At 65.5% G+C, this 24,205-nt stretch carries 22 protein-coding genes and 2 tRNA genes; 14 read left to right on the plus strand and 10 right to left on the minus strand.

Annotation, left to right across the window (positions count from 1 at the left end; all coding sequences use genetic code 11):
• Positions 1-2 precede the first annotated feature (2 nt).
• From clpP to ACLIMP_RS13950, 3 genes are all read right to left on the minus strand, one after another.
• A complete protein-coding gene (gene clpP / locus ACLIMP_RS13940) occupies positions 3-671 on the minus strand; it encodes an ATP-dependent Clp endopeptidase proteolytic subunit ClpP (RefSeq protein WP_054440656.1) in 669 nt (222 codons plus the stop codon).
• Between the two features lie 204 nt (positions 672-875).
• Positions 876-2,432: a trigger factor gene (gene tig, locus ACLIMP_RS13945; protein WP_054440658.1), complete on the minus strand. Its 1,557-nt coding sequence runs from the start codon at positions 2,430-2,432 to the stop codon at positions 876-878.
• A 76-nt stretch (positions 2,433-2,508) separates the two neighbouring features.
• Positions 2,509-2,592: transfer RNA gene (locus tag ACLIMP_RS13950), tRNA-Leu, on the minus strand.
• A 202-nt stretch (positions 2,593-2,794) separates the two neighbouring features.
• Between ACLIMP_RS13950 and ACLIMP_RS13955 the strand changes: the two genes are divergently transcribed.
• Positions 2,795-2,956, plus strand: a complete 162-nt coding sequence (locus tag ACLIMP_RS13955) for a hypothetical protein (protein WP_165913258.1) — start codon at positions 2,795-2,797, stop codon at positions 2,954-2,956.
• 3 nt (positions 2,957-2,959) lie between these two features.
• On the opposite strand, the gene sppA is transcribed toward ACLIMP_RS13955, so the two are convergent.
• On the minus strand, positions 2,960-4,852 hold the full coding sequence (gene sppA / locus ACLIMP_RS13960; RefSeq protein ID WP_324696207.1) for a signal peptide peptidase SppA: 1,893 nt from the start codon (positions 4,850-4,852) through the stop codon (positions 2,960-2,962).
• Between the two features lie 201 nt (positions 4,853-5,053).
• Here sppA and ACLIMP_RS13965 point away from each other — a divergent pair, with 201 nt between their 5' ends.
• Together ACLIMP_RS13965 and ACLIMP_RS13970 are read left to right on the plus strand one after the other, a co-directional pair.
• Complete coding sequence (locus ACLIMP_RS13965; RefSeq protein ID WP_054440661.1) at positions 5,054-6,034, plus strand: aspartate carbamoyltransferase catalytic subunit; 981 nt, start codon at positions 5,054-5,056, stop codon at positions 6,032-6,034.
• Positions 6,031-7,272, plus strand: coding sequence for a dihydroorotase (locus ACLIMP_RS13970; RefSeq protein ID WP_132469332.1), 1,242 nt, complete (start codon positions 6,031-6,033; stop codon positions 7,270-7,272). Before ACLIMP_RS13965 ends, ACLIMP_RS13970 begins: the two co-directional genes overlap by 4 nt.
• 140 nt (positions 7,273-7,412) lie before the next feature.
• On the opposite strand, the gene ACLIMP_RS13975 is transcribed toward ACLIMP_RS13970, so the two are convergent.
• The 3 genes from ACLIMP_RS13975 to ACLIMP_RS13985 are packed head-to-tail and all read right to left on the minus strand — an operon-like array spanning position 7,413 to position 9,957.
• The gene (locus ACLIMP_RS13975; protein WP_324696210.1) at positions 7,413-8,666 is read right to left on the minus strand and encodes an SPOR domain-containing protein; all 1,254 of its coding nucleotides are present in this window, start codon (positions 8,664-8,666) and stop codon (positions 7,413-7,415) included.
• Positions 8,667-8,689: 23 nt separating this feature from the next.
• A complete protein-coding gene (locus tag ACLIMP_RS13980) occupies positions 8,690-9,229 on the minus strand; it encodes a hypothetical protein (RefSeq protein ID WP_243692667.1) in 540 nt (179 codons plus the stop codon).
• 2 nt (positions 9,230-9,231) lie between these two features.
• Positions 9,232-9,957: an AAA family ATPase gene (locus tag ACLIMP_RS13985; protein ID WP_132469333.1), complete on the minus strand. Its 726-nt coding sequence runs from the start codon at positions 9,955-9,957 to the stop codon at positions 9,232-9,234.
• Positions 9,958-10,248: 291 nt separating this feature from the next.
• Here ACLIMP_RS13985 and ACLIMP_RS13990 point away from each other — a divergent pair, with 291 nt between their 5' ends.
• The 5 genes from ACLIMP_RS13990 to ACLIMP_RS14010 all read left to right on the plus strand — a co-directional run bounded on the left by ACLIMP_RS13990 (position 10,249) and on the right by ACLIMP_RS14010 (position 14,646).
• Positions 10,249-11,340, plus strand: a complete 1,092-nt coding sequence (locus ACLIMP_RS13990) for an SPOR domain-containing protein (RefSeq protein WP_324696214.1) — start codon at positions 10,249-10,251, stop codon at positions 11,338-11,340.
• 63 nt (positions 11,341-11,403) lie between these two features.
• Positions 11,404-12,702, plus strand: a complete 1,299-nt coding sequence (locus ACLIMP_RS13995) for a DUF418 domain-containing protein (RefSeq protein ID WP_443477913.1) — start codon at positions 11,404-11,406, stop codon at positions 12,700-12,702.
• A gap of 71 nt (positions 12,703-12,773) precedes the next feature.
• Complete coding sequence (locus ACLIMP_RS14000) at positions 12,774-12,968, plus strand: (2Fe-2S)-binding protein (protein ID WP_054435417.1); 195 nt, start codon at positions 12,774-12,776, stop codon at positions 12,966-12,968.
• 113 nt (positions 12,969-13,081) lie between these two features.
• A complete protein-coding gene (bfr, locus tag ACLIMP_RS14005; RefSeq protein WP_054435419.1) occupies positions 13,082-13,561 on the plus strand; it encodes a bacterioferritin in 480 nt (159 codons plus the stop codon).
• 26 nt (positions 13,562-13,587) lie between these two features.
• Positions 13,588-14,646, plus strand: coding sequence for an NAD(P)H-dependent flavin oxidoreductase (locus tag ACLIMP_RS14010; RefSeq protein WP_324696220.1), 1,059 nt, complete (start codon positions 13,588-13,590; stop codon positions 14,644-14,646).
• Here ACLIMP_RS14010 and ACLIMP_RS14015 read toward each other — a convergent pair.
• Complete coding sequence (locus ACLIMP_RS14015) at positions 14,633-16,750, minus strand: prolyl oligopeptidase family serine peptidase (RefSeq protein ID WP_443477914.1); 2,118 nt, start codon at positions 16,748-16,750, stop codon at positions 14,633-14,635. The genes ACLIMP_RS14010 and ACLIMP_RS14015 overlap by 14 nt on opposite strands.
• A 117-nt stretch (positions 16,751-16,867) precedes the next feature.
• Between ACLIMP_RS14015 and ACLIMP_RS14020 the strand changes: the two genes are divergently transcribed.
• Positions 16,868-18,037, plus strand: coding sequence for an AI-2E family transporter (locus ACLIMP_RS14020; RefSeq protein WP_054435422.1), 1,170 nt, complete (start codon positions 16,868-16,870; stop codon positions 18,035-18,037).
• 43 nt (positions 18,038-18,080) lie between these two features.
• Here ACLIMP_RS14020 and der read toward each other — a convergent pair whose 3' ends face one another.
• Entirely contained in the window at positions 18,081-19,457 is a 1,377-nt protein-coding gene (gene der, locus ACLIMP_RS14025; protein ID WP_185996946.1) for a ribosome biogenesis GTPase Der, read from the minus strand.
• 187 nt (positions 19,458-19,644) lie between these two features.
• On the opposite strand from der, the gene ACLIMP_RS14030 reads away from it, so the two are divergent.
• Positions 19,645-20,268: a CHAP domain-containing protein gene (locus ACLIMP_RS14030; protein WP_324696223.1), complete on the plus strand. Its 624-nt coding sequence runs from the start codon at positions 19,645-19,647 to the stop codon at positions 20,266-20,268.
• 47 nt (positions 20,269-20,315) lie between these two features.
• On the opposite strand, the gene ACLIMP_RS14035 is transcribed toward ACLIMP_RS14030, so the two are convergent.
• Positions 20,316-20,603 (minus strand): DUF3297 family protein, encoded by a 288-nt coding sequence (locus tag ACLIMP_RS14035; RefSeq protein ID WP_054435425.1) that lies wholly within the window; start codon positions 20,601-20,603, stop codon positions 20,316-20,318.
• An 88-nt stretch (positions 20,604-20,691) separates the two neighbouring features.
• Here ACLIMP_RS14035 and ACLIMP_RS14040 point away from each other — a divergent pair.
• The 4 genes from ACLIMP_RS14040 to ACLIMP_RS14055 all read left to right on the plus strand — a co-directional run bounded on the left by ACLIMP_RS14040 (position 20,692) and on the right by ACLIMP_RS14055 (position 24,204).
• Positions 20,692-20,766, plus strand: a tRNA-Val gene (locus ACLIMP_RS14040).
• 120 nt (positions 20,767-20,886) lie between these two features.
• Entirely contained in the window at positions 20,887-22,167 is a 1,281-nt protein-coding gene (gene serS / locus ACLIMP_RS14045; RefSeq protein ID WP_324696226.1) for a serine--tRNA ligase, read from the plus strand.
• A 160-nt stretch (positions 22,168-22,327) separates the two neighbouring features.
• Positions 22,328-23,092, plus strand: coding sequence for a 5'/3'-nucleotidase SurE (gene surE, locus ACLIMP_RS14050; RefSeq protein ID WP_054435428.1), 765 nt, complete (start codon positions 22,328-22,330; stop codon positions 23,090-23,092).
• Positions 23,089-24,204 (plus strand): LysM peptidoglycan-binding domain-containing M23 family metallopeptidase, encoded by a 1,116-nt coding sequence (locus tag ACLIMP_RS14055; protein WP_324696228.1) that lies wholly within the window; start codon positions 23,089-23,091, stop codon positions 24,202-24,204. Before surE ends, ACLIMP_RS14055 begins: the two co-directional genes overlap by 4 nt.
• Position 24,205 lies beyond the last annotated feature (1 nt).

Genomic DNA, 24,205 nt, shown 5'->3' on the forward strand with positions numbered 1-24,205 from the left:
GCTCAGGCGTCGGCCGGCTTGTCGCCATCAGGGCGCGTTTCGAAGACCTTGTCGACGAGGCCGAACGCCAGCGCTTCCTCGGCTTCGAGGAAGGTGTCGCGGTCCATCGCCTTCTCGATCTCGTCGAGCGACTTGCCGGTGTACTTCACGTAGAGATCGTTCAGGCGCTTGCGCATCCGCAGGATTTCGCGCGCCTGGATCTCGATATCCGAAGCCATGCCCTGCGCGCCGCCCGAGGGCTGGTGCACCATGATGCGGGCATTCGGCAGCGCGATACGCATGCCGGGCTCGCCGGCGGCCAGCAGGAAGCTGCCCATCGAGGCGGCCTGGCCGATGCACACGGTCGACACGCGCGGCTTGATGTACTGCATCGTGTCGTGGATCGCCATGCCCGCCGTAACGACGCCGCCCGGCGAATTGATGTACATCGAGATGTCCTTCGAGGGATTTTCCGACTCGAGGAACAGGAGCTGCGCGACGATCAGCGACGCCATGTGGTCTTCGACCTGGCCGGTGATGAAGACGATGCGTTCGCGCAGGAGGCGCGAGTAGATGTCGAAGCTGCGCTCACCGCGGCTGGTCTGCTCGACGACCATCGGCACCAGCGCGCCGGTCACGGGATCGGTAGTGAACTTTCCTTGGGCGCCCGTGGCGCCAAACAGGTCGAGCATGGGAGTCCTCTTCTGGTTTGGACCGCCTATGTCGCGTGCCCATCGCCGATGTTCAAGGGCTTTAACGATCTAACGCGGATGGATGTGGGATAACGTCCTCACGCGGCAGGCAGGCGGGCGGGATGGGAAGGCATCGGCCATACGAAAAACGGCCCGGCGCATCTCCTGCGCCGGGCCGCTTCACGAAATCAAGCCGAAAGGAGATCAATCCTCCTTGGCGGCAGCCTTCTTCTTGGCCGGAGCCTTCTTGGCCGGCTTTGCCTCGGCATCGGCTTCGGCAGCCTCATCCTTCTTGGCAGCGGCCTTCTTGGCGGGAGCCTTCTTCGGCTTTTCCTCGGCAGCAGGAGCTTCCTCGGCGGCCTCTTCCTTCTTGGCAGCAGCCTTCTTCGCCGGAGCCTTCTTGGCCGGCTTCTTGGCTTCGACCGTCTTTTCGCCGTCGGTGTCGGCCTCGATGGCGGCCTGGAGCTCGTCGCGGGTCACTTCACGCTCGGTGACTTCGGCCTTCTCGATCAGGAAATCGACGACCTTGTCTTCGTAAAGCGGCGCGCGCAGCTGGGCGGCCATCATCGGGTCCTGCTGGACATATTCGAAGAAGCGCTGACGATCTTCCGGGCGATACTGCTGGGCAGCCTGGCCGACGAGCATCTGCATTTCCTGCGCGGTCACTTCGACGCCGTTGGACTGGCCGATTTCCGACAGGAGCAGGCCAAGACGCACGCGGCGCTCGGCGATCTTGCGGTAGTCGTCCTTCTCGGCCTCGATCTCGGCGAGAGCGGCTTCCGGGTCTTCCTCGTGGCTGGCTTCGTGCGTGAGCTGCTGCCAGATCTGCGCGAATTCGGCTTCCACCATGGTCGGCGGCACGTCGAAGTCGTGGCCGGCGGCAAGCTGGTCGAGAAGCTGACGCTTCATCGCGGTGCGGGTAAGGCCGGCAGTTTCCTGCTCGAGCTGGCCCTTGAGCAGGCCCTGGAGCTGCTCAAGGCTCTCAAGACCCAGTTCCTTGGCGAAATCGTCGTCGATCTTGCTTTCGGCGGGAGCCTTCACTTCGTGCGCCACGATGTCGAAGGTGGTTTCCTTGCCGGCAAGGTTCGGAGCCTGGTAGTCCTCGGGGAAGGTCACGGTGATGACGCGCTCTTCGCCGGCCTTGATGCCTGCGAGCTGCTCTTCGAAGCCGGGGATGAAACGGCCGGCGCCGATGACCAGCGGGGCCTTCTCGGCCTTGCCGCCTTCGAACTCGACGCCGTCGAGCTTGCCGGTGAAGTCGATGATGACCTGATCGCCGTCTTCAGCCGCGCCGTCCTTGGTCTCGAAACGCTGCTGCTGCGAGGCAATGCGCTCGACCGCTTCGGTCACGGCGTCTTCAGCGACGGGCACGACCAGCTTCTCGAGCTTGAGGCCGTCAAGCGAGGGGGCTGCGATCGTGGGGAGGATTTCGAGGCTGACGGTCAGCTCGGCGTCCTTGCCCTGCTCGTAACCCTCGCCGAGGGCGACGTCGGGGTTCATTGCAGGGCGCAGGGCGTGATCGGCGACCAGCTTGTCCATGGCTTCGCGGATAGCCGCGTTCAGCGCGTCCTGGTGGATCGCTTCGCCGTGCATCTTCTTGACGAGATTGGCGGGGACCTTGCCGGCGCGGAAGCCGGGCATCTTCACCTGCGGGGCGATCTTCTTGATTTCGCCTTCGACACGGGCCGTGATGGTCGTGGCGGGAATGGTCACCGTGTAGGCGCGCTTCAGGCCTTCGTTGGTGGTTTCGACGATCTGCATTTCAAATGCCTTCCTGTGCAATTCAACGGGCCTTACGGGCCAATTCTCGCGACTTATCTCCCCCAGGGCGGCGTAATGGTGCGGGCGAAGGGACTCGAACCCCCACATCTTTCGATACTGGTACCTAAAACCAGCGCGTCTACCATTCCGCCACGCCCGCAAAGATCAAGCCTGAAACTCAAGGGACGTGCCCTTATAAGGACACGCGGAAAAGGGCAAGCGCCGCGAGTCGCGCTATGTGCAAGTCCGTTGCGGCGTTCCCGCTGCGGGATGGATTGCCGCCACCCCGTCTTCCGCCGTCTTGCCCCTGCCCTGCACGCTGCCCACCTTGGATGGAACAGTGCAGAAATGAGAGGTAATCGATGGCCACGCAACCAGCCGACAATCCCGGTGACACCCCGCCGGAAACGCCTGTGCCCCCGGCCGACCCCGGCGAGCCGGACGCACCCACCGAGATCCCCGAAACCGGTCCGGATTTCGACCGGCCCGAAACCGGGCCGATCGAAATGCCTCCTCCGGACTGAACCTCAGTCGCGCCCGGCAAGGCGCGAGAACGTCTCCAGAAGGGAGATAGCTTTCGCGCCCCGCGGCTGTGCCGAGCCCGTCACCACCGGGCATTCCAGGCAATAGGCCTGCGCGCCCCGGGTAGAGAGCATCGCGGTCAGTTGCTGCATGGCCCGGTCCGCCTGCTGGTCCCGGCGCAGGGAAACCAGGCTGGCGAAATCGTAGGCGCCCATTCCGCCCAGCCGCGCCTGCTGCGGCTTCGAGGTCAGGCCATTGACGAAGCGGGTGATCGAATCCTCCTCGCCCTTGAGGTAGACGGCCTGGAACTTGCCGTTGCCGACACCGCCAAGGCGCGCTGCCTCTGCAAGGGCCGCATCGAGATTGCCGATCTTGTCGACCAGACCGATGCGGCGCGCCTCCTCGCCCGGCCAGACCCGCCCCTGCGCGATCGCGTCAAGTTTTTCCGGCGTCGTCTTGCGGGCGGCGGCGGAAAGGCCGACGAACTTGCGATAAGTGCTCTCGATCGAGGCCTGCAACATCCCTTCGACCTCGGGCGTGAAGCCCGCGAAAACATCAGGCTGGCCGGAAAGCGGCGTGGTCGTCACCCCGTCGCTCGTCACGCCGTAGTCCGCCAGCGTCTTCTCGAAGCTGGTCACGACCGCGAAGACGCCAATGGAGCCCGTGATCGTTTCGGGCTGCGCGAAAATCTGCTGGCCGGGCGTCGCGACCCAGTAGCCGCCGCTGGCCGCCATGTTGCCCATCGATACGACGATCGGGATCTTGCGCGCCTTGTAGCGCTCGATCGCGCGGCGAATCCGCTCAGCCGCCATGGCCGAGCCGCCCGGCGAATCGACCCTGACAACGAGCGCCTTGAAGCCCTCGTCGATATTGTCGTCCAGCAGGTCGGCGATACGGTCACCCCCGGCCTGTCCCGGTCCGGCATCGCCATCGACGATCTCGCCCGCGATGGTAACGACACCGATTTTGGCGCCCTCTCCCTTCTCGGGATTCGCGGCGAGCCACGGCTGAAGGCGGGTTGCCTTGTAAGGCAAGTCGCCGTTTTCGTCCTTGCCCGCGATTTCGGCGACGCGGTTCTCGAACTCGGTACGGTCGCCGATACGGTCGACCAGACCCGAAGCCTTGGCGCCCTGTGCGAAATCGCCGCCCGAGGCCTTGGCCCAGGCGATCGGATCGCCGGTCATCTGGTCAAGCCGGGCCTGCGGGCGGGCGCGCGCGATGTCGGCCTTGTAGCCGCTCCACAGCGCACCGTAGATATCCTGATAGGCCTCACGCGCGGCGGGCGACATGTCGCTGCGGATATAGGGCTCGACGAAGCTCTTGTAGGTGCCGGCGCGGTAGACATGGGCGTTGACCTTGAAGCGGTCGATCAGGCCCTTGAAGTAGAGGTGGTTCCCACCCGGCCCGGCGACGAAGGCACCGCCCATCGGATCGACCCAGACCTCGCTGGCATGGGCCGCCAGCTGGACGCCGTCATCGGCATAGGCATTGGCGAATGCGAGCACCGGCTTGCCGGCCTTTCGCACCGCGTCGAGCGACTTTCCGATCTCCTCGATGTGCACCATGCCGCCCCCGAGGAAGCGCGACAGATCGAGCACGACCACCTTGATCCGCGAATCCGTTGCCGCCAGCGCCAACGCCCGTTCGATATCGCGCGCCTGATACTCTCCGGCAGGTGCCTCGGTGCTCATCAGCAGCTTGAGCGGATCGATGTTGCTCTTCTCCTCGACGATGTTCCCGTCGAGTTCGAGGAGCAGCGCGCCGTTCTCGATCTTGCCCGCCGAAGGCCGTGCGGTGAGCGCGGCATAGAGCAGCGCGAAGAACAACAGCAGGAAAATCAACGCCAGGGCATCCTTCACGCCCACCAGCAGTTTCCAGATCTTGCGCGCGAACGTCATGAATTCACCAGCCTTTCGATCCCCATGCCATAACGCCCGAACGGCGGCGCGGCCAGAGCAAGCGAAAGGGAAGGAACCGATACCGCCCAAGTTCCCGTCCGTGCGAAACCCGCAAGCAAAGCCCTTGTACCCAAGAGATAGGCCGCCGACCCAAAATACACCTTGAGCCCACCCCCACCCGAGCCTAAGGCCTTGTCTTCGATGACAGCACCAGAATTCATTTACCCGGAAGGCTCCGCAGCCTTCCCGCATCGCAGCCTCGTGGGCATCGGCGGGCTCGCCCCGCATGAGATCATGTTCCTGCTGGACGAGGCCCAGCAATGGGTCGATCTCAATCGGGGCACGCAGAAGCGCCGTGACCTGCTTTCCGGCCTGACGATCATCAACGCCTTCTTCGAAAACTCGACGCGTACGCTGCTGAGCTTCGAGATCGCCGGAAAGCGCCTGGGCGCCGATGTCGTAAACATGGCGGTCGCCACGTCCAGCGTGAAGAAGGGCGAAACCCTGATCGACACGGCGATGACCCTCAACTCCATGCGCGCCGATGCCATCGTCATCCGCCACGCCAGCTCGGGCGCGGTGCATCTCATCTCGGATCTCATGGATTGCCCCGTGCTCAACGCTGGAGACGGCCAGCACGAGCATCCCACCCAGGCCCTGCTCGACGCGCTGACGATCCGCCAGGCCAAGCGCGCCTTCAACGGCCTGCGCGTAACGATCTGCGGCGACATCCTGCACAGCCGCGTTGCCCGTTCCAACATCCTCTCGCTCAATTCACTGGGTGCCGAGGTGCGCGTCTGCGCGCCGCCCGCCCTGCTGCCCGCCGATATCGAGCGAATGAACGTCAAGGTCTTCCACGATTTCGACGCGGCGCTGAAAGGTGCCGACGTGGTGATGATGCTGCGCCTCCAGCTCGAACGCATGGAAGGCCAGTTCATCCCCTCGCCCCGCGAATATCGCCACCTCTACGGCCTCTCGCTCGATCGTCTTGCCAAAGCGGAAGGCAATGCCCTCGTCATGCACCCCGGCCCGATGAACCGCGGCATCGAGATCGACAGCAATGTCGCCGACCTCGTCGGCCGCTCGCAGATCACCACCCAGGTGGAAATGGGCGTCGCCATGCGCATGGCCTGCCTGGAAGTTCTGACCAGACGGGCACGCGGTGTGGAGGGCTGGGCATGAGCAACAACGCGCCCCTGACCGTGACCGGCGGCAAGCTGATCCTGCCCGATGGCACCGTAACCGCCGGCGCGCTGCGCAGCGAAGGCGGCTTCATCACCGCCCTCGGCGCCAACGTGGCCCCGCAACCCGGCGACGAAGTTCACGACGCCCGCGGCAAGTTGATCGCTCCCGGCCTCGTCGATATCGGCGTCTTTGCCATCGACAAGCCCGCCTTCCATTTCGGCGGGATCACCCGCGCCGCACTGATGCCGGACCAGAACCCGCCGCTCGACGTGCCGGCGCGTGTTCGCTTCGCGGCCCAGTCGGGCAAGCCGGACCTCTGGGTCCACCCGCTCGCCGCCGCGACGCAGAATCTTGAAGGCAAGGCGCTTGCCGAAATCGCCCTGATGCGTGACGCCGGTGCGAAGGCCGTGACCACCGGCCGCCAATGGATCGGCGATTCGGGCACGATGCTCCGTCTGCTCCAGTACACCGGCATGCTTGGCATGGTCGTGCTCTCGCACCCGGAAGATGCCGGGATCACGGGCAAAGCCGTTGCCACCTCGGGCGAGATGGCAACCCGCCTCGGCCTGCCCTCCGCGCCTGCCGAAGCCGAAGCCATCGCCATTTCGCGCGATATCGCCCTTGCCGAACTGGCGGGCGCCGCGATCCACTTCCGCAAGGTCACGACCGCCCGGGGCCTCGACCTCGTGCGCCGTGCGAAGGATCGCGGGCTCAGGGTCACGGCGGGTGTCACGCCCGCCTACTTCATGCTCTCCGACCTCGCGCTGGCGGGCTTCCGGACTTTCGCGCACCTCTCGCCCCCGCTGCGCTCGGAAGACGACCGCAAGGCCGTGATCGCCGCGATCGGCGACGGTACGATCGACGTGATCGCCTCCGGCCACGACCCCCGCGGCCCCGAGGACAAGCGCCTGCCCTTCGCGGATTCCGCCCCCGGCATGGCCGGCGCCGAAACCCTGCTGCCGCTGACGATGAATCTCGTGCGCGACGGTGTGATCTCGCTCTCGCGCGCCTTCGAACTGATCGCGACCAATCCGGCAAGGCTCCTCGGCGTCAATGCGGGCAAGCTGGAAATCGGGGCCGAAGCGGATATTGCGATCGTCGATGCAGACCGGCCGTGGATCGTCGATTCGGACAAGATGGCGGCCGCTGCCGGAAACACCCCGTTCGACAAGCAACCCGTGCAGGGCCGCGTGCTGGCGCTGTTCAAGGGCGGCGTTGCCGTGAAGGCGAAGTAAGGGATAGGCGGGCCCCAAGTATCTGCTTAGGCCCCTGCCCCCAATTCCCCTGAAACCAAAAAAAGACGGCTCCTGTCCGAAGACAGGAGCCGTTTAGTTCACATGGAACTCAGGTGCGAGGCCAGGGCCTCGCGGAAACTCTAAAGCTCGGCGCGGCGCATCTGGTTGGTGCCGACGCCGCCCGGCAGCGGCCGCTGCTGGGCATAGGCGAGACAGGGATTGCCGCCCTGTCGCACGCTGGAACATACCGACTGGGCGGCGCGCTGGTCGAAGCCTTCGGCCGCGACGCGGTAATAGGTCTGCCCGTTCACTTTCGCCTCGGTAATGCGAAGACCGTGGCCTTTGAGCGCGGGATTGCGGGACTGGATGATCCCCCAGGCGCGGCGGGCACCGTCCATCGTGCGGAAGGAACCGAGCTGGACAAGATGCGTAGCCTGGGTTGAGCTCACAGTCTGCGGCTTGCGAGAAGGCACTGCCTTGCGGACCGGAGCGGGATTCGCGGCAGCCATCCGAACCGGCGCGGCAGGCATGGCTACCGGTGCGGGTGCCGCTTCGGCGGCACGGCTGGTGCCCCAGAAGCTCTCGCCGGTCTGGACGGGCGGCAATTCGCCGGTCGGCGCGGCAGGCGCCGGTTCGGGCGCTTCCACACGCGCCATCTGGACGTTGCCCGCAGGCGTATCGAGCGCAAGCATGGCCGGTTGCCCCGGATCGCTGCGCAGCGGTGCGCCGATAAGGCCGGCGATGCGGGCGCGGGACTGGTCGGGCCGCGCGGCGGCGGCCCACTGGCCGAGGCGCGCATCGAGCTGGTCCGCCGGAACGTCCTGCGAAGCGATCAGGCGAGCTTCGCTCCAACGCCCGTCAAGCGCATAGGCATAGGCGAGGTTCTGGCGGGCCTTGGGTGTATTCTCGCCGCCGCGCACGACGTCGGTCAACACGGCGACGCCTTCGGCAGGCTGCCCTGCAAGCGAGATGGCAAGGCCATAGTCGCTGGCGGGAATCCGGTCGTGAAGGCGTGCCAGCACTGCCGTCGCTTCGGCGGAACGCCCTGCGCCAATATAGGCAAGCGCGGTGCCGAGCCCCGTCCGGGGGCTCTGGTCGCCCAGCGCAACGGCATCCTCGAACGTAGTCGCCGCCGAATCGAACCGACCCGCGGAAAGATAGGCCTGCGCCAGTGCGGCGCGGGCCGAACCATCGCGCGGGGAGCGGGCCACGCGCTGTTCGGCACGGGCGAGATCCCTGTCGGGGCTCCGACCGGCCTCGGCGTCACCTGAAATGGCAGTCGCTCCGGTCGCCGCTAGCGGCATCTGCCCCGCACAGCTCACGAGGAGCGCGGCGGCCATCGCGGTGCAGACGGCAAGTCCGGCATTGCGGGCACGAATGTTGAGGCGGTTCATCGGATCGACCCTTTGGCCCGGCATCAACCTCGCCCGCCGACCGTGACGGTCAGCGGCGCGATTTCCGGCATTTCGGAGAGGAACTTGTCGAGCGCCTCGGTCACGAGGACTTGCGCACTGCGGTTCAGCAGCACACCGGCCATCCTGAGCCGGAAGTGACGTTCCGCATCAAGCCGCAGCGTGAAGGCCGCGCGGCGACCTTCCAGCCCGGACGAACGCGTCGGCAGGGCGCCGCGATTCATGCGCTCGGAGATCGCCTCGATCTGGCGGACCACGTCAGGCACCGGCGCGCTGGCAGGCAGTTCGGTGCTCGGACCGGGCAGCGGCGCCGTTTCCGGCAGACCAGCAAGTTCCCGATCGCACCGCTCCGGATCGTTCCGAGCGCCCTCGCTCTGGCCCCAGTCGTTCCAGCCGAGATCCTCGATACGTGCGGTATCGACCGGAAATCCGCCAATTCCGAAGTTCGCCGCGTCCTGACGGCGCATCGCCGGGCGGGCGCGGCCCTTGCGGGCAAGCAGGCCCGGCGTCAGCGAGGCAAAGCCGTGTTCGCTCATTCCGGTCATCGTCAGGACCCTGCAACACGGCGGCCGAAGCCACCGACGGGACGAGGCGCACCGGGCGTGGCCGTCTGTCCGGCAAGCTGGGGCGCGGAAAAGACGGTGCGGCGGAAATTGCGTTCGAGACGGTCGGAAACGTAGTTCCACAGCGCCGTCACTTCCTGTGCCGAGCGCCCGTTGGGATCGACTTCCATGACCGTGCGGCCATCGATCATCGAGGCGGCGAAGTCCGTCCGCTGGTGCAGCGTGACCGGCGCGACCGTCCCGTGCTGCGACAGCGCGACGGCAGCCTCGGCAGTGATGCGGGCCTTGGGCGTGGCCGCATTGACGACAAAGATCAGCGGTTTGCCGGAACGTTCGCACAAGTCGACGGTCGCCCCTACAGCGCGCAGGTCGTGCGGGCTGGGGCGTGTCGGCACCACGATCAGTTCGGACACCGAAATGACGCTCTGGATCGCCATGGTGATCGCCGGCGGCGTATCGATCACGGCGAGCTTGAAGCCCTGCTGGCGCAGCACCTGCAAATCGCCGGCGAGACGGGCCACGGTAGTCTGGGCGAAAGCGGGATATTCGGCCTCGCGCTCGTTCCACCAGTCGGCAAGCGAGCCCTGCGGGTCGATATCGATGAGGACGACGGGGCCAGCTCCGGCACGCTGCGCCTGCACGGCGAGATGACCGGAAAGCGTGGTCTTGCCCGAACCACCCTTCTGCGATGCCAATGCCAGTACGCGCAAAGCCGTTACCCCCCGAGGACGCCGCCGGAAAAAATCGGCGACCCACAAGAGGCTGGATCGCAGATCGTTCCTAATTTAGGGTTAATCCCGAGGGACCGTTCCGGCCTCTCCCATGCCGCGTCCGCCCCGTTGGCCGCGGTGGGGCAGACGCGGCCGCAACATTTATTTTACCATCGAGGTTAACGCGACTTTCGCCCTTACATGGGCATTTTCCAGGATCTTCGGATGGAACGGCGAACACCTTCGCTTACCATGACCGGGACCCGGCGACGAAATTGGGGCCAAAGCAACGTGCGGAAAAATCTACGCTCCCTTCGGCTCGGCCTGTGCGGCTGCACACTGGCGGGAATCGCCTTCACACCGGCGCTGGCCGATGTGAAGGCCGGAGTCGATGCCTGGTCCGCCGGGAACTACCAGGCCGCCGTCCAGCAGTGGAAACCCCTTGCCGACAAGGGTGACGCCGACGCCGAATTCAACCTGGCGCAGGCCTACAAGATGGGCCGCGGCGTTCCGCTCGATCCGGCCAAGGCAGAGGATCTCTACGGCAAGGCAGCGGCCAAGGGCCACATCCAGGCGGCCGACACTTACGGGCTCATGCTGTTCCAGCGGGGCGAGCGCCAGAAGGCCCTTCCCTATCTGGAGGCGTCCGCCGCGAGGGGCGATGCACGGGCGGAATACATTCTCGGCGTTGCGCATTTCAACGGGGATGTCGCGACGAAGGACTGGGTCCGGGCTTACGCGCTCGTCAGCCTTGCCCGGCAAGCCGGACTGCCCCAGGCCGCCAATGCGCTGGCGCAAATGGATGAGCATATCCCGCTGGAAGATCGCCAGAAAAGCGTCCAGCTCGCCGCCCAGCTTTCCAGTGAGGCCGAGGCGAATCGCGCCAGGCAGACGGCGGGCGCCGAACTTGGCAGCCCGGCGCGCGCTGCGCCCACGCCCACGCTTCCCAGGGTGGCTGCGGTGAACGGACCCGCCAATGCCGGTGCGGACTATACGCTCGCCCCGTCACCCCGCCCGGCCGCCACCTCCACGCCATCGCGCATCGCCGCCGCAACTCCGGTGCCCAAGGCCGAGCCCGTAAAGGCCCAGCCGCCGAAAGCGCCGGCTCCGAAAGCGCCAGCTCCGAAACCACAAACTTCACCGGCCGCCGCGGCCGGTGGCTCCTGGCGGCTCCAGCTTGGCGCCTTTGGCGTGTCCGGCAATGCCGAAAAACTCTGGGCCTCCATTTCAGGCCGCCCGGAAATGGCAGGAAGCCGGCGCCAACTGGTGCCCGCAGGCAAGCTGACAAAACTCTATGCCACCGGTTTTTCCAGCAAGGCACAGGCGGAAAAGGCCTGCGGGGCGCTCAGGGCTTCGGGCAAGGAATGCATCGTCACCTCGTAGTCTTCGGCTCACCGTCGACTCGAAACGGTTGATCGCTTACTCTCCCGGCCGGGAGAATGAGGAATGCCGAAAACGATCACGGGCGAACATGCCCGTGCAGTCCACCGTGCGCCCGAAACACCGCCCGCACCCGGCGGCGGCCGCATCGTCACGCTCGACCTGATCCGCGGCGTAGCCATTCTCGGCATTCTCGCGATAAACGTGTCCGGCTTTGCCGGGCCTGCCATCGGCACATTATCGCCGGACTTTCCTTCCCCAAGCAACTTCGCCAACGAAGCCGCGTGGGGCTTCGGATTCCTGTTCTTCGAAGGAAAGATGCGGGCACTCTTTGCCATGCTGTTCGGCGCCGGGATCGCCCTGCAATGCGAACGCATGGATACGGCAGGACGCGACGGCGACGTGATCCAGGTGCGCCGCCTGTCATGGCTCATGGTATTCGGCACCCTGCATTACCTGCTGCTCTGGTGGGGCGACATCCTGTTCGTCTACGCCTGCTGCGGCCTTGCCCTCCTGTTCCTGCGGCGCCTTTCCGGCCCTGTTCTGCTCGGCATTGCCGCAGGTATTTCCCTCACCGCCATGGCCATCGACTTCTGGTCCACGCTCCCGCTCGTTCGCGCAGAAGAAGCAGTAAGGCTGGGAACCGCCAGCCTCTCCCAGCAACAGGACGTCTTCGCGCGGCTGGAGCTCTACCGCCAGAATGTCGCGGCGCAGGCCCTCCTGTACCACTCGGACTTCACCGATATCGCGCTGACCAAGCTGCGCGGCGATCCGTTCTGGCTGTTCCGGATGACGGCCCACGCCTGGAGCGAAGTGCTGCCGCTCATGCTCATCGGCGTCGTGCTGCTTCGCGGCGGCTTCTTCTCCGGCACATGGCCCCGCCGCAGGATATGCGCGCTGGGCCTTGGCGCTGGCGCGACCGGCCTCGCTCTCACGAGCGCCGTTCTCTGGTGGAGCTGGTCCCGGCACTTCCCGCCGATCGCCATGGCCGCGCTGCTGGGCGAAGGACTGTTCGTGCCGCACCTGCTGACGGCGCTGGGCTACGCATCCCTGCTGATACTGGCCGCTCCGCGCCTGACCCGCACCGGCCTGGGAAGACGGCTCATGGCGACAGGGCGCGTCGCCTTCAGCAACTATATCGGGACCAGCCTGCTGATGTGCTGGCTGTTCTACGGATGGGGACTGGGGCTTTACGGACAGGTCGGTCCGCTGGGCCAATGGCTCGTCGTGGCGATGGGCTGCACGGGCATGCTGGGATGGAGCGAATTGTGGCTGAGTCGCTTCCAAAGAGGCCCGCTGGAGCTGCTCTGGAGGTCTCTCGTACTGCAAAAACGGTTGAAAAATCGCCTCCCCGCAACGGCTTGAAAGGCAAATGAAGAACGCTATTGCGATCCATTTGCATTTGCATATGATGGTCTCCCAAGAGGATTCGCACCATGTACGTCTGCATCTGCAATGCCATTCGTGAGACCGACCTGCGTACCGTTGCCCGCTGCTGCCGCGGCGATGCCACGGCGCTTTACGGGGCTCTCGGACATGCGCCGCAGTGCGGACAGTGCCTGGACGAAGCCGAAGATATTATCGCCGAGGAATCGGCAACCGCCAACGCGCCACTGAGCGCGGCAGCCTGACCCTGTAACAAGGCGGTCAAACCCGGCTTCTGTCGGGTGTTTTCGCGCGCCTGCTTGCCTTGTCAGTTCGGAGGGGCCATAATCCGCCCGAACAAATTCAGGAGCATCCCCCCATGAAGGGCGACCAGCAGGTCATCGACTATCTCAACAAGGCGCTCTTCAACGAGCTTACTGCGATCAACCAGTACTGGCTGCACTACCGCATGCTCGACAACTGGGGCATCAAGAAGCTGGCCGAATACGAACGCCACGAATCGATCGACGAGATGAAGCACGCCGACGTGCTGGCCGATCGCATTCTCTATCTCGATGGCCTCCCCAACTTCCAGGCGCTCGGCAAGCTGCGCATCGGCGAAAGCGTCGAGGAAGTGCTCAAGGCCGATCTCGCGCTGGAATACGATGCCATCCCCCTGCTCCGGGATGCGATCGCACACTGCGAAACCGTGCGGGACTTCGTCAGCCGCGAGATTTTCGCCCGCATTCTCGAAAGCGAGGAAGAGCACGTCGACTTCCTCGAGAAGCAGTTCGACATGATCGAACGCATGGGCATCCAGAACTACTGCCAGCTCCAGAGCAAGCCGGCCGAGGACTGACCGAAACCGGAGGCGCGCAAGACCGCATGGATTTTCTCGCGCGCCTCCAGCTTTCGATCCCCCTGATACAGGCACCGATGGCGGGCACTTCGACCCCCGCGCTCGCCGCTCAGGTTTGCGAAGCCGGTGCATTGGGCTCACTTGCCCTCGGCGCCATCGGCCCTGAAGCGGCGCGGCAACAGATTGCCCAGTTGCGCAGCCACACGGCCCGGCCTTTCAACCTCAACCTCTTCGTTCACGAGACATCTCGGCCCGATCCTGCTGGAGAGCAGGCCTGGCTCGAAGCGCTGGCCCCCACTTTCGCGTTGTACGGTGCCCAGCCACCCACCGCGCTGGAAACGATCTACGAAAGCTTCGCCGGCAACGCGGCCATGGTGGATGTGGTCCTTGAGGCCAGGCCAGCGGTCGTCAGCTTCCATTTCGGACTGCCGGAAGCCGCCACGATCGATGCGCTGAAGCGGGCAGGATGCCTTCTGCTCGGCAGCGTCACCAGTCTGGCCGAGGCCGAACTATCGCGCAGCGCCGGGATCGACGTGCTCGTTGCGCAAGGGTGGGAGGCCGGCGGACATCGCGGCATGTTCACCCCCGATGCGCCGGACGACCGGCTCGGCACCTGCGCGCTGACACGCCTGCTCGTTTCATGGGGCAAACTGCCGGTGATCGCAGCGGGCGGGATCATGGACGGCCGCGGCATTCGCGCCGCCCTCGATCTCGGCGCAGTGGCCGCGCAGCTCGGAACCGCTTTCGTCGCCTGCCCTGAGAGCAACGCCGATGACGGCTACCGCGCACTGCTGGCCTCCGATGCCGCATGGCACACGGTGATGACCCGGGCGATCTCGGGCCGTCCGGCGCGGTGCCTCGCCAATCGCTTCACGGAGCTTGGGCAGCGCGCGAATCTTCCGCCGGTTCCGGCTTATCCGCGCACTTATCATGCCGGAAAGGCGCTCAACGCCGCTGCCCTGAGCCAAGGAGAGGCCCTGTTCGGCGCGCAATGGGCGGGACAGGGCGCACCCTTGTCCCGCGCCTTGCCGGCGGCGCAGCTGGTTGCCCTGCTGGCCGCCGAACTCTCGTCTACTCGGCCTTAGCAGCAGGAGCAGCGGCCTTGTCGGTGCGATACTTGTCGAACCACGCAAGGATCGCCGAGGCTTTCGCCGCCGATTGCGAGGGCCGTGCGGCAATGCCGCCATGGCTCGCCCCCGGCACCTTGACCAGCGCGGTGGGCACGCCGCGGATCTGCAGCGCCGCGTAATACTGCTCAGCCTCGCTGACGGGCGTGCGATAGTCGTCCGATCCCACCACGACCATGGTCGGCGTCTTGACGTTTCCGACCAGGCTCAGCGGCGAGCGGCGCCAGTATTCCATGGGATCTTCCCAGGGCTTCTTGTCGAACCAGTAACGCGAGGTGAACGGCGTGGCATCCATCGTCAGGGCTTCGCTGATCCAGTTGATCACAGGCTTCTGCGTGACGGCGGCCTTGAAACGGTCATTCTTGCCGACGATCCACGCCGTCAACACGCCGCCGCCCGATCCCCCGGTGACGAAGAGGTTGTCAGGATCCGCCACCCCGTCCGCGATCGCGGCGTCAACCGACGCCATGAGGTCGTCGTAGTCGGTGCCGGGATAAGCCCGGTCTATCAGGTTGGCGAACTCCTCGCCGTAGGACGTGCTCCCGCGCGGATTGGTATAGAGCACCGCATAGCCGTGCGCCGCGTAGAGCTGGTAATCCGTGGAGAAGCCCGGTGCATAAGCCGTGTTCGGACCGCCATGGATTTCAAGGATCAGCGGCGCCTTCCTGCCCGGCGCCAGGCCCGGCGGCGTCACCAGCCATGCATCGATGGAACGGCCGTCCGGCGCGGTCACGGCAAGCTTGCGAACGGGCGCCAATGCCTTCGCATCCATCCATGTGCCGTTGAGGTCGGTCAGCTTGCGCCCTGCCCCGCCGCCCGACACCCAGAGGTCGGCAGGCCGCTGGGCCGTGCCCGAGGTATAGGCGATGCGCCCGTTGCCGGACACGCTGAAGGCGCCTCCGGTATAGGGACGGTCGAAGTGATCACCCGGGCTCAGCCCCTCGACGACGTTCTTGATCGAACCGTCCAGCCCCACCCGCGCGACATGGGTCTTCGCGTGATCGTCATACTGAACCATGATCGCCGAATTGCCCGCCCAATCGAGCGCATCGATCGAGTGGTCGAAGCTCTTGGTCAGCAACCTCGAACCGGTGCCGTCGATATTCATGACGTAGAGGTCTGAATTCTCGTAGGAACGGTTGACGTCATCGAAGCCCACATAGGCGACATGTTTGCCATCCGGCGAAACCACCGCGCCGGCGTCGGGCCCATTGCGCGAGGTCAGCGCCGTAACCGCGCCGCTGGCGAGGTCGAGCGCGTAGACTTCCGAGTTGTTGATGTCGCGCTGCCAGTTCTCGTGGCGATTGGCGCTGAACAGGATACGCTTTCCGTCCGGGGTCCACGACAGCGGCCCGCCATCGTCGAAATCGCCGAAAGTGAGCTGGCGCGGTGCGCCGCCCTCGGCGGAGACGAGGAACAGGTGGTCATAGCCGGGCTGCGCATAACCGCCGCCGTCGAAACGGTAAGTCACGCGGTCGATCACCTGGAGCGGTTCAGCCCATTGCGCACCCTCCGGCCGATTCGCCGGCTGCGAACCCATCTTGGCACCCTCGCCCGGCACCCGCATGGTATAGGCGATCTGGCGGCCATCGGGCGACCAGGAAAGACCGCCGGGGCTGTCAGGAAGTCCCGTCACCTTCACTTTCGCGCCGCTGTCCAGCCAGAGCACGTAAAGCTGCGGCGCGCCGGTTCCGTCGCTGGAAACGAAGGCGAGCCGCTTGCCATCCGGCGACCAGCGCGGCGAAAAGTGCGCGCCCGCACCCGTGACGAGAGGCCGCTGCACCCCTGTTGCCGCATCGACCAGCCAGATCGAAGGAACGACCTTGTCCGTCATCACGTCGGCCGCGGCGCGAACGTAGGCTATGCGGCTGCCATCCGGGGAAATCTGCGGATCGGTAACGCCGGACAGCTTGAAGAGATCGTCGGGAGTGAACCCGCGCTCGGGCCCCTTGGCCGCGGTGTCCTCCGCCGCCAGCGCGGGCGAAAGCGGAACAGCCGCGCAGGAAAGCGCGAGTACAGCCAGCCGGAAGGGCAAGGCGCGATAGGCCAGAGATCTGGGCAAGATGGAGAGCTCCCCGCTCGAATTGTAGGATGACACTCTGTCGCGCAGAGCCGATGAAAAATCCAGTCAGGATGCCTACCGGGATTGCCTCTCCCGAAATCGTGCTAAGACAGGGTCATGGAGCAACCTGAACGGCCACCTTACACCATCGAGGACTACGGTTTCGGCGTCCTCGTCATTCTCGTCACCGCGGCATTCGCCTGGCTATTGCTGCCCTATTTCGGAGCCGTGCTCTGGGGCGTGGTCGCCGCGATCCTCTTTCAGCCCCTGACCGCCAGGCTCGCCACCCACCTCGGCGGCCGCAAGAATCTGGCGGCAGGCCTCATGCTGCTGATGCTGCTGGCAATCTTCATCATTCCCACCCTGCTGCTGGGCGCCAGCCTCGTGCAGGAAGTCTCGACGATCTACGAAAAGGTCCGGGACGGGCAGATCAATGTCCCACACATGCTCGAACAGTTCCGCGCGGCCCTGCCCGATTCGCTGGAACGGATGATCGACCGCTACGGGCTCACCGATTTCGAGAACCTTCGCCGCCAGTTCGGCGCGGGCATCGCCAACGGGTTGCAAGGGCTCGCCGCAAGGCTGCTTTCGGTGGGCCAAGGCGCGCTCAGCTTCCTCGCGGCGCTGGGCGTGATGCTCTACCTCACCTTCTTCCTCCTGCGCGACGGCGACCGGTACGGCGCCCTGATCCGCGATGCCATGCCGCTGCGCCCGCATCTGCGGGACCGGCTGGTGAGCAACTTCATCGTCGTCGTGCGCGCAACGATGAAGGGCACCGTGGTTGTCGCGGTGGCGCAGGGCGTGGTGGGCGGTACGATCTTCTCGCTGCTGGGCATCGAGGGATCGCTGCTCTGGGGCGTAATGATGGGCTTCTTCTCGCTGCTGCCAGCCGTCGGCACCGGCCTCGTCTGGGTGCCCATGGCCGGCTACCTCTTCGCGACGGGGCAGGTCTGGCAAGGCGCGGTCCTGGCCTTCTGCGGCATGTTCATCATCGGCATGATCGACAACATCCTGCGCCCGATCCTGGTCGGCCGCGATACCCGGATGCCCGATTTCGTGGTGCTCATCGCAACGCTGGCGGGCCTGCAGATCTTCGGGCTCAACGGCTTCATCGTCGGCCCGGTGATCGCGGCCCTGTTCATCGCGGTGTGGAACCTCATGCGCGAGATCAAGAACAGCGACGGCCTGCTGGAACCCGACGCGATCGACATCGAGGAAGTGGAAGTCGAGGAAAGACAGGCCGAATCCCCCAGCTCCGAAGCCGAAGTGGCAGCGCACCCCTCCTGATACGAAACAGGCCGCCGGAGACGATCTCCGGCGGCCTTTTTCGTTACTTGGCGAACGGGTTCTTGGGCATCCGCAAATTGAGCCGGATCGGCACCGCGTCGAACCCGAGTTCCCGGCGGATGCCGTTGATCAGGTAACGGCGGTAGCTTTCCGGCAGCAGGTCGAGCCGGGTGCCGAACAGCACGAAGCCCGGCGGGCGGGTCTTGGCCTGCGTGATATAGCGCAGCTTGATGCGCTTGCCGCCCGGCGCCGGCGGCGGATTGGCCGACAGCGCATCGTCGAACCAGCGATTGAGCGCCGCTGTGGGCACACGCTTGCTCCATGCCTCGCGAATCGAGAATCCGGCGGCGATGAGTTCGTCCAGCCCCTTTCCGGTCCGCGCCGAAACCGCCAGCAGCGGCACGCCGCGCACCTGGGCAAGGCCATCGTCAAGCGCGCCGCGAATGCCGTTGAACAGCGCAGAGGCGCCTTCCGCAACGTCCCACTTGTTGATCGCGATGATCAGCGCACGGCCTTCTTCGAGCACCTTCGAGGCGATGGTGAGATCCTGGTGCTCCAGCCCGCGCGTGGCATCGAGCAGCAGCACGACGACTTCTGCAAAGTCGATCGCATGGCGCGCGTCGGCCACGGCCATGCGCTCCAGCTTCTCGGTGACATTGGCGCGCTTGCGCATGCCGGCGGTGTCGATCAGGCTGACTTGGCGGACTTCCTGCGTCTTGGGATCGGTCCATTCCCAATCCACCGTGATCGAATCGCGGGTGATGCCCGCTTCCGGTCCGGTAAGCAGCCGGTCCTCACCCAGAATCCGGTTGATCAGGGTGGACTTGCCCGCGTTTGGACGGCCGACGATGGCAAGCTTGAGCGGACGGCGCAGCAGCGCCTCCTCGTCAACTTCCTCCTCGAATTCCGGCTCTTCGGGCTGAAGCGGATCGAGATGCGGCAGGAGCGATTCGAACAGGTCGGCCATGCCCACGCCATGTTCGGCCGAAAACGTGATCGGCTCGCCAAGGCCAAGCGAATAGGCCTCGAGGACGCCGCTCTCACCCGCGCGCCCTTCGGCCTTGTTGGCCAGCAGGACCACCGGCACCGGCGAGGCGCGCAGCCACTGGCCGATCTCCTCGTCGAGCGGCGTCAGGCCGGCGCGCGCATCGACCACGAAAAGCGCGACATCGGCGGTTTCCAGCGCCGCTTCGGTCTGCTTGCGCATACGGCCGGGCAAGGTTTCGGCCTCGTCGTCTTCCCAGCCCGCCGTGTCGACGATCTGGAATTTCAGGCCGAGCAACTCGGCGTCGCCGAAACGACGGTCGCGCGTCACGCCCGGCTGATCGTCGACGAGCGCGAGCTTCTTGCCGACGAGCCGATTGAACAGCGTGGACTTGCCGACGTTGGGTCGGCCGATGATGATCACCTGAGGAAGCATGTTGATAACTCGATAAAGGATTCCGGCCCCTAGGGGAATTCGGCGCAGATGGAAACGTCTGCATTTTCGCAGCGCAACAGGGAAGCCCGGGAACAAATTCTTACTTCGGCGTTAACCATGTGCCGAAGGAATCCCCTAACCGTATCGGGCAAATCTGGAAAACATGAAGGTTTATCCGATAGCAATCATGTTGAGCCTGGCTGCCGCGGCCTCCTCTCCGGCCAGCGCCCGCTCCGCGATCGACGACGCCCTGGCCGGCATGGACGACGACCGCTCCGCCGCCGCCAAAGGCCCGGATTACCTCGAATGCGTGCCTTATGCACGCCAGCTTTCCGGCATCCAGATATACGGCGACGCCCATACCTGGTGGAAGCAGGCAAAGGGTCGCTACGCCACCGGCCGCGCACCGCGCATCGGCGCGGTCATGGCGATGGAACCTTACGCAGGCTCGCAGCTCGGCCATGTCGCCACGGTCAGCAAGGTCGTCGATTCGCGCACGATCCTGGTGAGCCATGCCAACTGGTCGCCCATCGAGGGGCAGCGGGGGCGGATCGAAAAGAACGTTACCGTTCTCGACGTATCTCCCTTGAATGACTGGAGCGAAGTGCGGGTCTGGTATGCGCCGATCCACAATCTCGGCAACACGCACTGGCCGGTAACAGGCTTCATCTACAACGCCCGTCCCGGCACGGTGCAGGACGGAGCGTTCCAGACAGCCGATGCGGCCGCAGCCCCCCGGGAACGGGTGAAAGCCAGGAAAAAGGGCCGCCGAAGCGACCCTATCGGCGACATCATCGCCGGAAACTACTGACAGGTCCGCGAACCGGCCGCCCGTTTCGGACAGCCGATCATGCGTCATCAGGCCTTGGCGACAGGCGCGTCTTCGCCGAGATCCTCATACCAGGCTTCGACAGGCCCTGCGAGCTTGACCGTCAGGGGATTACCCTTGCGATCCAGCGTCTTGCCGGCCTGAACGCGCACCCAGCCTTCGGAAATGCAATATTCCTCGACATTGTTGCGAACCGTTCCCTTGAAACGGATGCCCACGCCGCGCTGCAGCTTTTCCTCGTCGAAGAACGGGCTCTTCGGGTTGATCGCAAGGTGGTCGGGCGGCACGTCGGCGCCGGTTTTTGTCTCTTCGGTCATGTCTCGCGATTTAAATGGAGATGGGCGCTTGTCAATTCGATCCGACTCATCTAGAGGCGCGCTTCCGCAACGGACACAGTCCAGCAGCGGGCGCGTAGCTCAGTGGTAGAGCACACCCTTCACACGGGTGGGGTCGCAGGTTCAATCCCTGCCGCGCCCACCATCCCTTATATCCGGGATGGCTGAAAAAGGCGGACATTTCCCCAAAAACACGATGCAACTCCGGTCGAAACGGGCCGCACAAATCTTGCTTGTGCGGGCATGAGGCGGCATAGCGCGCGCCATGCACGATATCCGCCTGATCCGCGAGAATCCCGAAGGATTCGACGCCGGCCTCGCCCGCCGTGGGGTAGCCCCCGTGGCCGCCGAAATCCTCGCCCTCGACGAGCAGCGCCGCTCCGTCGCCACGCGCATGCAGGAAGGGCAGAATCGCCGCAACGAGGCCTCGAAGGCGATCGGCAAGGCCATGGGCCAGGGCGACAGCACCACGGCCGAAGCTCTGAAGGCCGAAGTCGCCCAGCTCAAGGACACCCTCCCCGCGCTCGAAGCCGAGGAGAAAGACCTTTCGGCGCAGCTGCACAATGCGCTCGCCGCCCTGCCGAACATCCCGGTAGCCGACGTGCCGGACGGCGCGGACGAGACCGAGAACCTTGAAGTCGCCAAGTGGGGCACGCCCGGCACGTTCGCGTTCGAGCCGAAGGAACACGCCGATCTCGGTCCGGCGCTCGGTCTCGACTTCGAGACAGGCGCGAAGATTTCCGGCGCCCGCTTCACGTTCCTGAAGGGCCAGATGGCCCGCCTCCACCGCGCGCTCGCGCAGTTCATGCTCGACACCCAGACCGGCACCAACGGTTACATGGAATGCATCGTGCCGCTGCTGGTCAAGGACGAGGCCGTGTTCGGCACCGGCCAGCTTCCCAAGTTCGCGGAAGATCTGTTCAAGACCACCGATGGCCGCTGGCTGATCCCCACCGCCGAAGTTTCGCTGACCAATGCCGTGCAGGACGAAATCGTCGATACTGCCGCCCTGCCCCTGCGCATGACCGCGCTCACCCCCTGCTTCCGGTCGGAAGCGGGCGCTGCGGGCCGCGACACACGCGGGTTCATCCGCCAGCACCAGTTCGAGAAGGTCGAACTCGTCACCGTTTGCCAGCCCGACCAGTCGGAAGCCGAGCACGAGCGCATGGTCGCCGCCGCCGAATCGATCTTGCAGGCGCTGGAACTGCCTTATCGCAAGGTGCTGCTCTGCTCGGGCGACATGGGCGCCACCGCGAAGAAGACCTTCGACCTCGAAGTCTGGCTGCCCGGCCAGGCGGCCTACCGCGAGATCAGCTCGATCTCGAACTGCGGCGACTATCAGGCCCGCCGCATGAACGCACGTTTCAAGCCGGAAGGCTCCAAGAAGACCGAGTTCCTGCACACGCTCAACGGCTCGGGCCTCGCGGTGGGCCGCACGCTGGTTGCCGTGCTGGAGAATTACCAGCAGGAGGACGGCTCGGTACTGGTGCCTGAGGCGCTCAAGCCCTGGATGGGCGGGATCGAAAAGCTGGAGCCCCGCTTCTAAGGGGCTTCGACAAGCTCGGCCTGAGCGGATTTGAGTGGGGCATCCTCCCATTTCACGCAGGCCGAGCCTCCCCTCCGCTCATCCCGAGCTTGTCGAAGGATGAATGGACCGGCGCCTCGCTTGGACCACCAAGCCCGCGCCACATTGCGAGAAAGACACCATGCGCATTCTGCTCACCAACGACGACGGCATCAACGCCCCCGGCCTCTACGTTCTTGAAAAGATCGCCGCGCAGCTTTCGGACGATATCTGGATCTGCGCGCCGAGCGAGGAACAGTCGGGGGCCGGCCATTCGCTGACGCTCGGTCGTCCGGTGCGCATGCGCGAACACGCGCCCAAGCGCTTCTCTGTCACCGGCACGCCTACCGATTCGGTGACCATGGGCATCAAGAAGGCCATGCCCGGACCGCCCGACCTGATCCTCTCCGGCGTCAACCGCGGGGCCAACCTCGGCGATGACGTGACCTATTCGGGCACCGTCTCGGCCGCGATGGAGGGCGCGCTCGCAGGCATCCGCTCGATCGCGCTGAGCCAGGTCTATGCGGGCGAAGGGCACGGCAACAACGTCAGCTTCTCCGCTGCCGAGGAATGGGGCGCAAAGGTACTGAAGCCCCTGCTCGATGCGCCATTCGCGCCGCGAACGCTGGTCAACGTCAACTTTCCGCCCGTCGCCGGGGCCGAGGTCAAGGGCATCCGCGTGGTCCGCCAGGGCTTTCACGATTATGCACGCGGTTCGGTGGTCGAAGGCGTGGACCCTCGCGGGTTCCCCTACTTCTGGTTCGGCCTTCACGGCATCGAGCATACGGCCGGCCACAACACCGACCTCGAAGCGATCTCCGAGGGTTATATCTCGGTAACGCCGCTCCAACTCGACCTCACGCACGACGCATCGCTGGCCGAGATCGCGAGCCGCTTCGAAGCATGATGCGGAAGTCCCTTCTCCTGCTGGCGGCGCTCGCGCTGCCGATCGCGCCCGCCTTCGCCGCGCCCCCTAGGCAAGAAAGCGAGGCCGTGCACGTCGTCGTGGCGGGCGAGACGCTGAACGGCATCGCCAACCGTGCGGGCGTTTCCGCCGAGGCGCTGGCCAGCGCAAACAGCCTCAAGGCTCCTTACGTCGTGAAGCTCGGCCAGAAGCTGACGATCCCTCGCGCCAAGGTAGCTGCGACCAAGGCCGCTCCGGTGCCCGCCAAAAGCGCGGCGAACCCGGCAGCGCCGGCAAAGAAGGCCGCAGCCGCCGCAAATTCGACTGCAAGAGCCGCCATCGCCGCTGCCGGGCCGCCCGAGCAGGAGAGCGTCCACGTCGTCCAGCCCGGAGAGACGCTCGGCAGCATCGCACTCGCCGCCCAAGTACCGCGCATCCTGATCGCCGAGGCCAACGGCCTGCAGCCGCCCTACAATGTGCGCCTGGGCCAGAAGCTGCAAATCCCGCGCACCCGCCGTCATGCGGTAAAGGCAGGCGATACCGGCTTCTCGATCTCCTACAAATATGCCGTGCCATGGGAGCAGATCGCCCTCGCCAACGGCCTCGATCCAACGGCTCCGGTAAAGGCGGGGCAGTCGCTGTTGATCCCCACCCTGCTCGATCCGCCCGCGACCAGCGCCGCCCCCGTCACCGCGGTCACAGCGCCGCCCCCGCCGAAGGCAGCGCCGTCCACCGGGACAGCGCGTTTCGCCTGGCCGGTGAACGGCCCCGTGCGCCGCGGTTTCGCGACCGGCGCCGACCATCACGACGGGCTCGACATCAAGGCGCCTGAAGGCACGATGGTCCGCGCCGCCGCCGCCGGCACCGTCCGGTTCGCCGGAATGGAGAAGGAGCAGTTCGGCAACCTCGTCGTGATCGATCATGGCCAGGGCTGGTTCACCGCCTATGCCTTCCTCAGCCGGGTCACGGTGAAGGAAGGCGCGAAAGTCGCCATTGGCGAGCGCGTCGGCCTGGTCGGCAGCACCGGCCTTGCCAAGGGCAACGAACTGCACTTCGAAGTCCGGCAGGACGGCAAGCCGGTTGACCCGCTGGACGAGCTGCCCAAGGCTCCGTAAG

The organism is Novosphingobium aeonii (assembly GCF_052279045.1).
Classification (GTDB): domain Bacteria; phylum Pseudomonadota; class Alphaproteobacteria; order Sphingomonadales; family Sphingomonadaceae; genus Novosphingobium.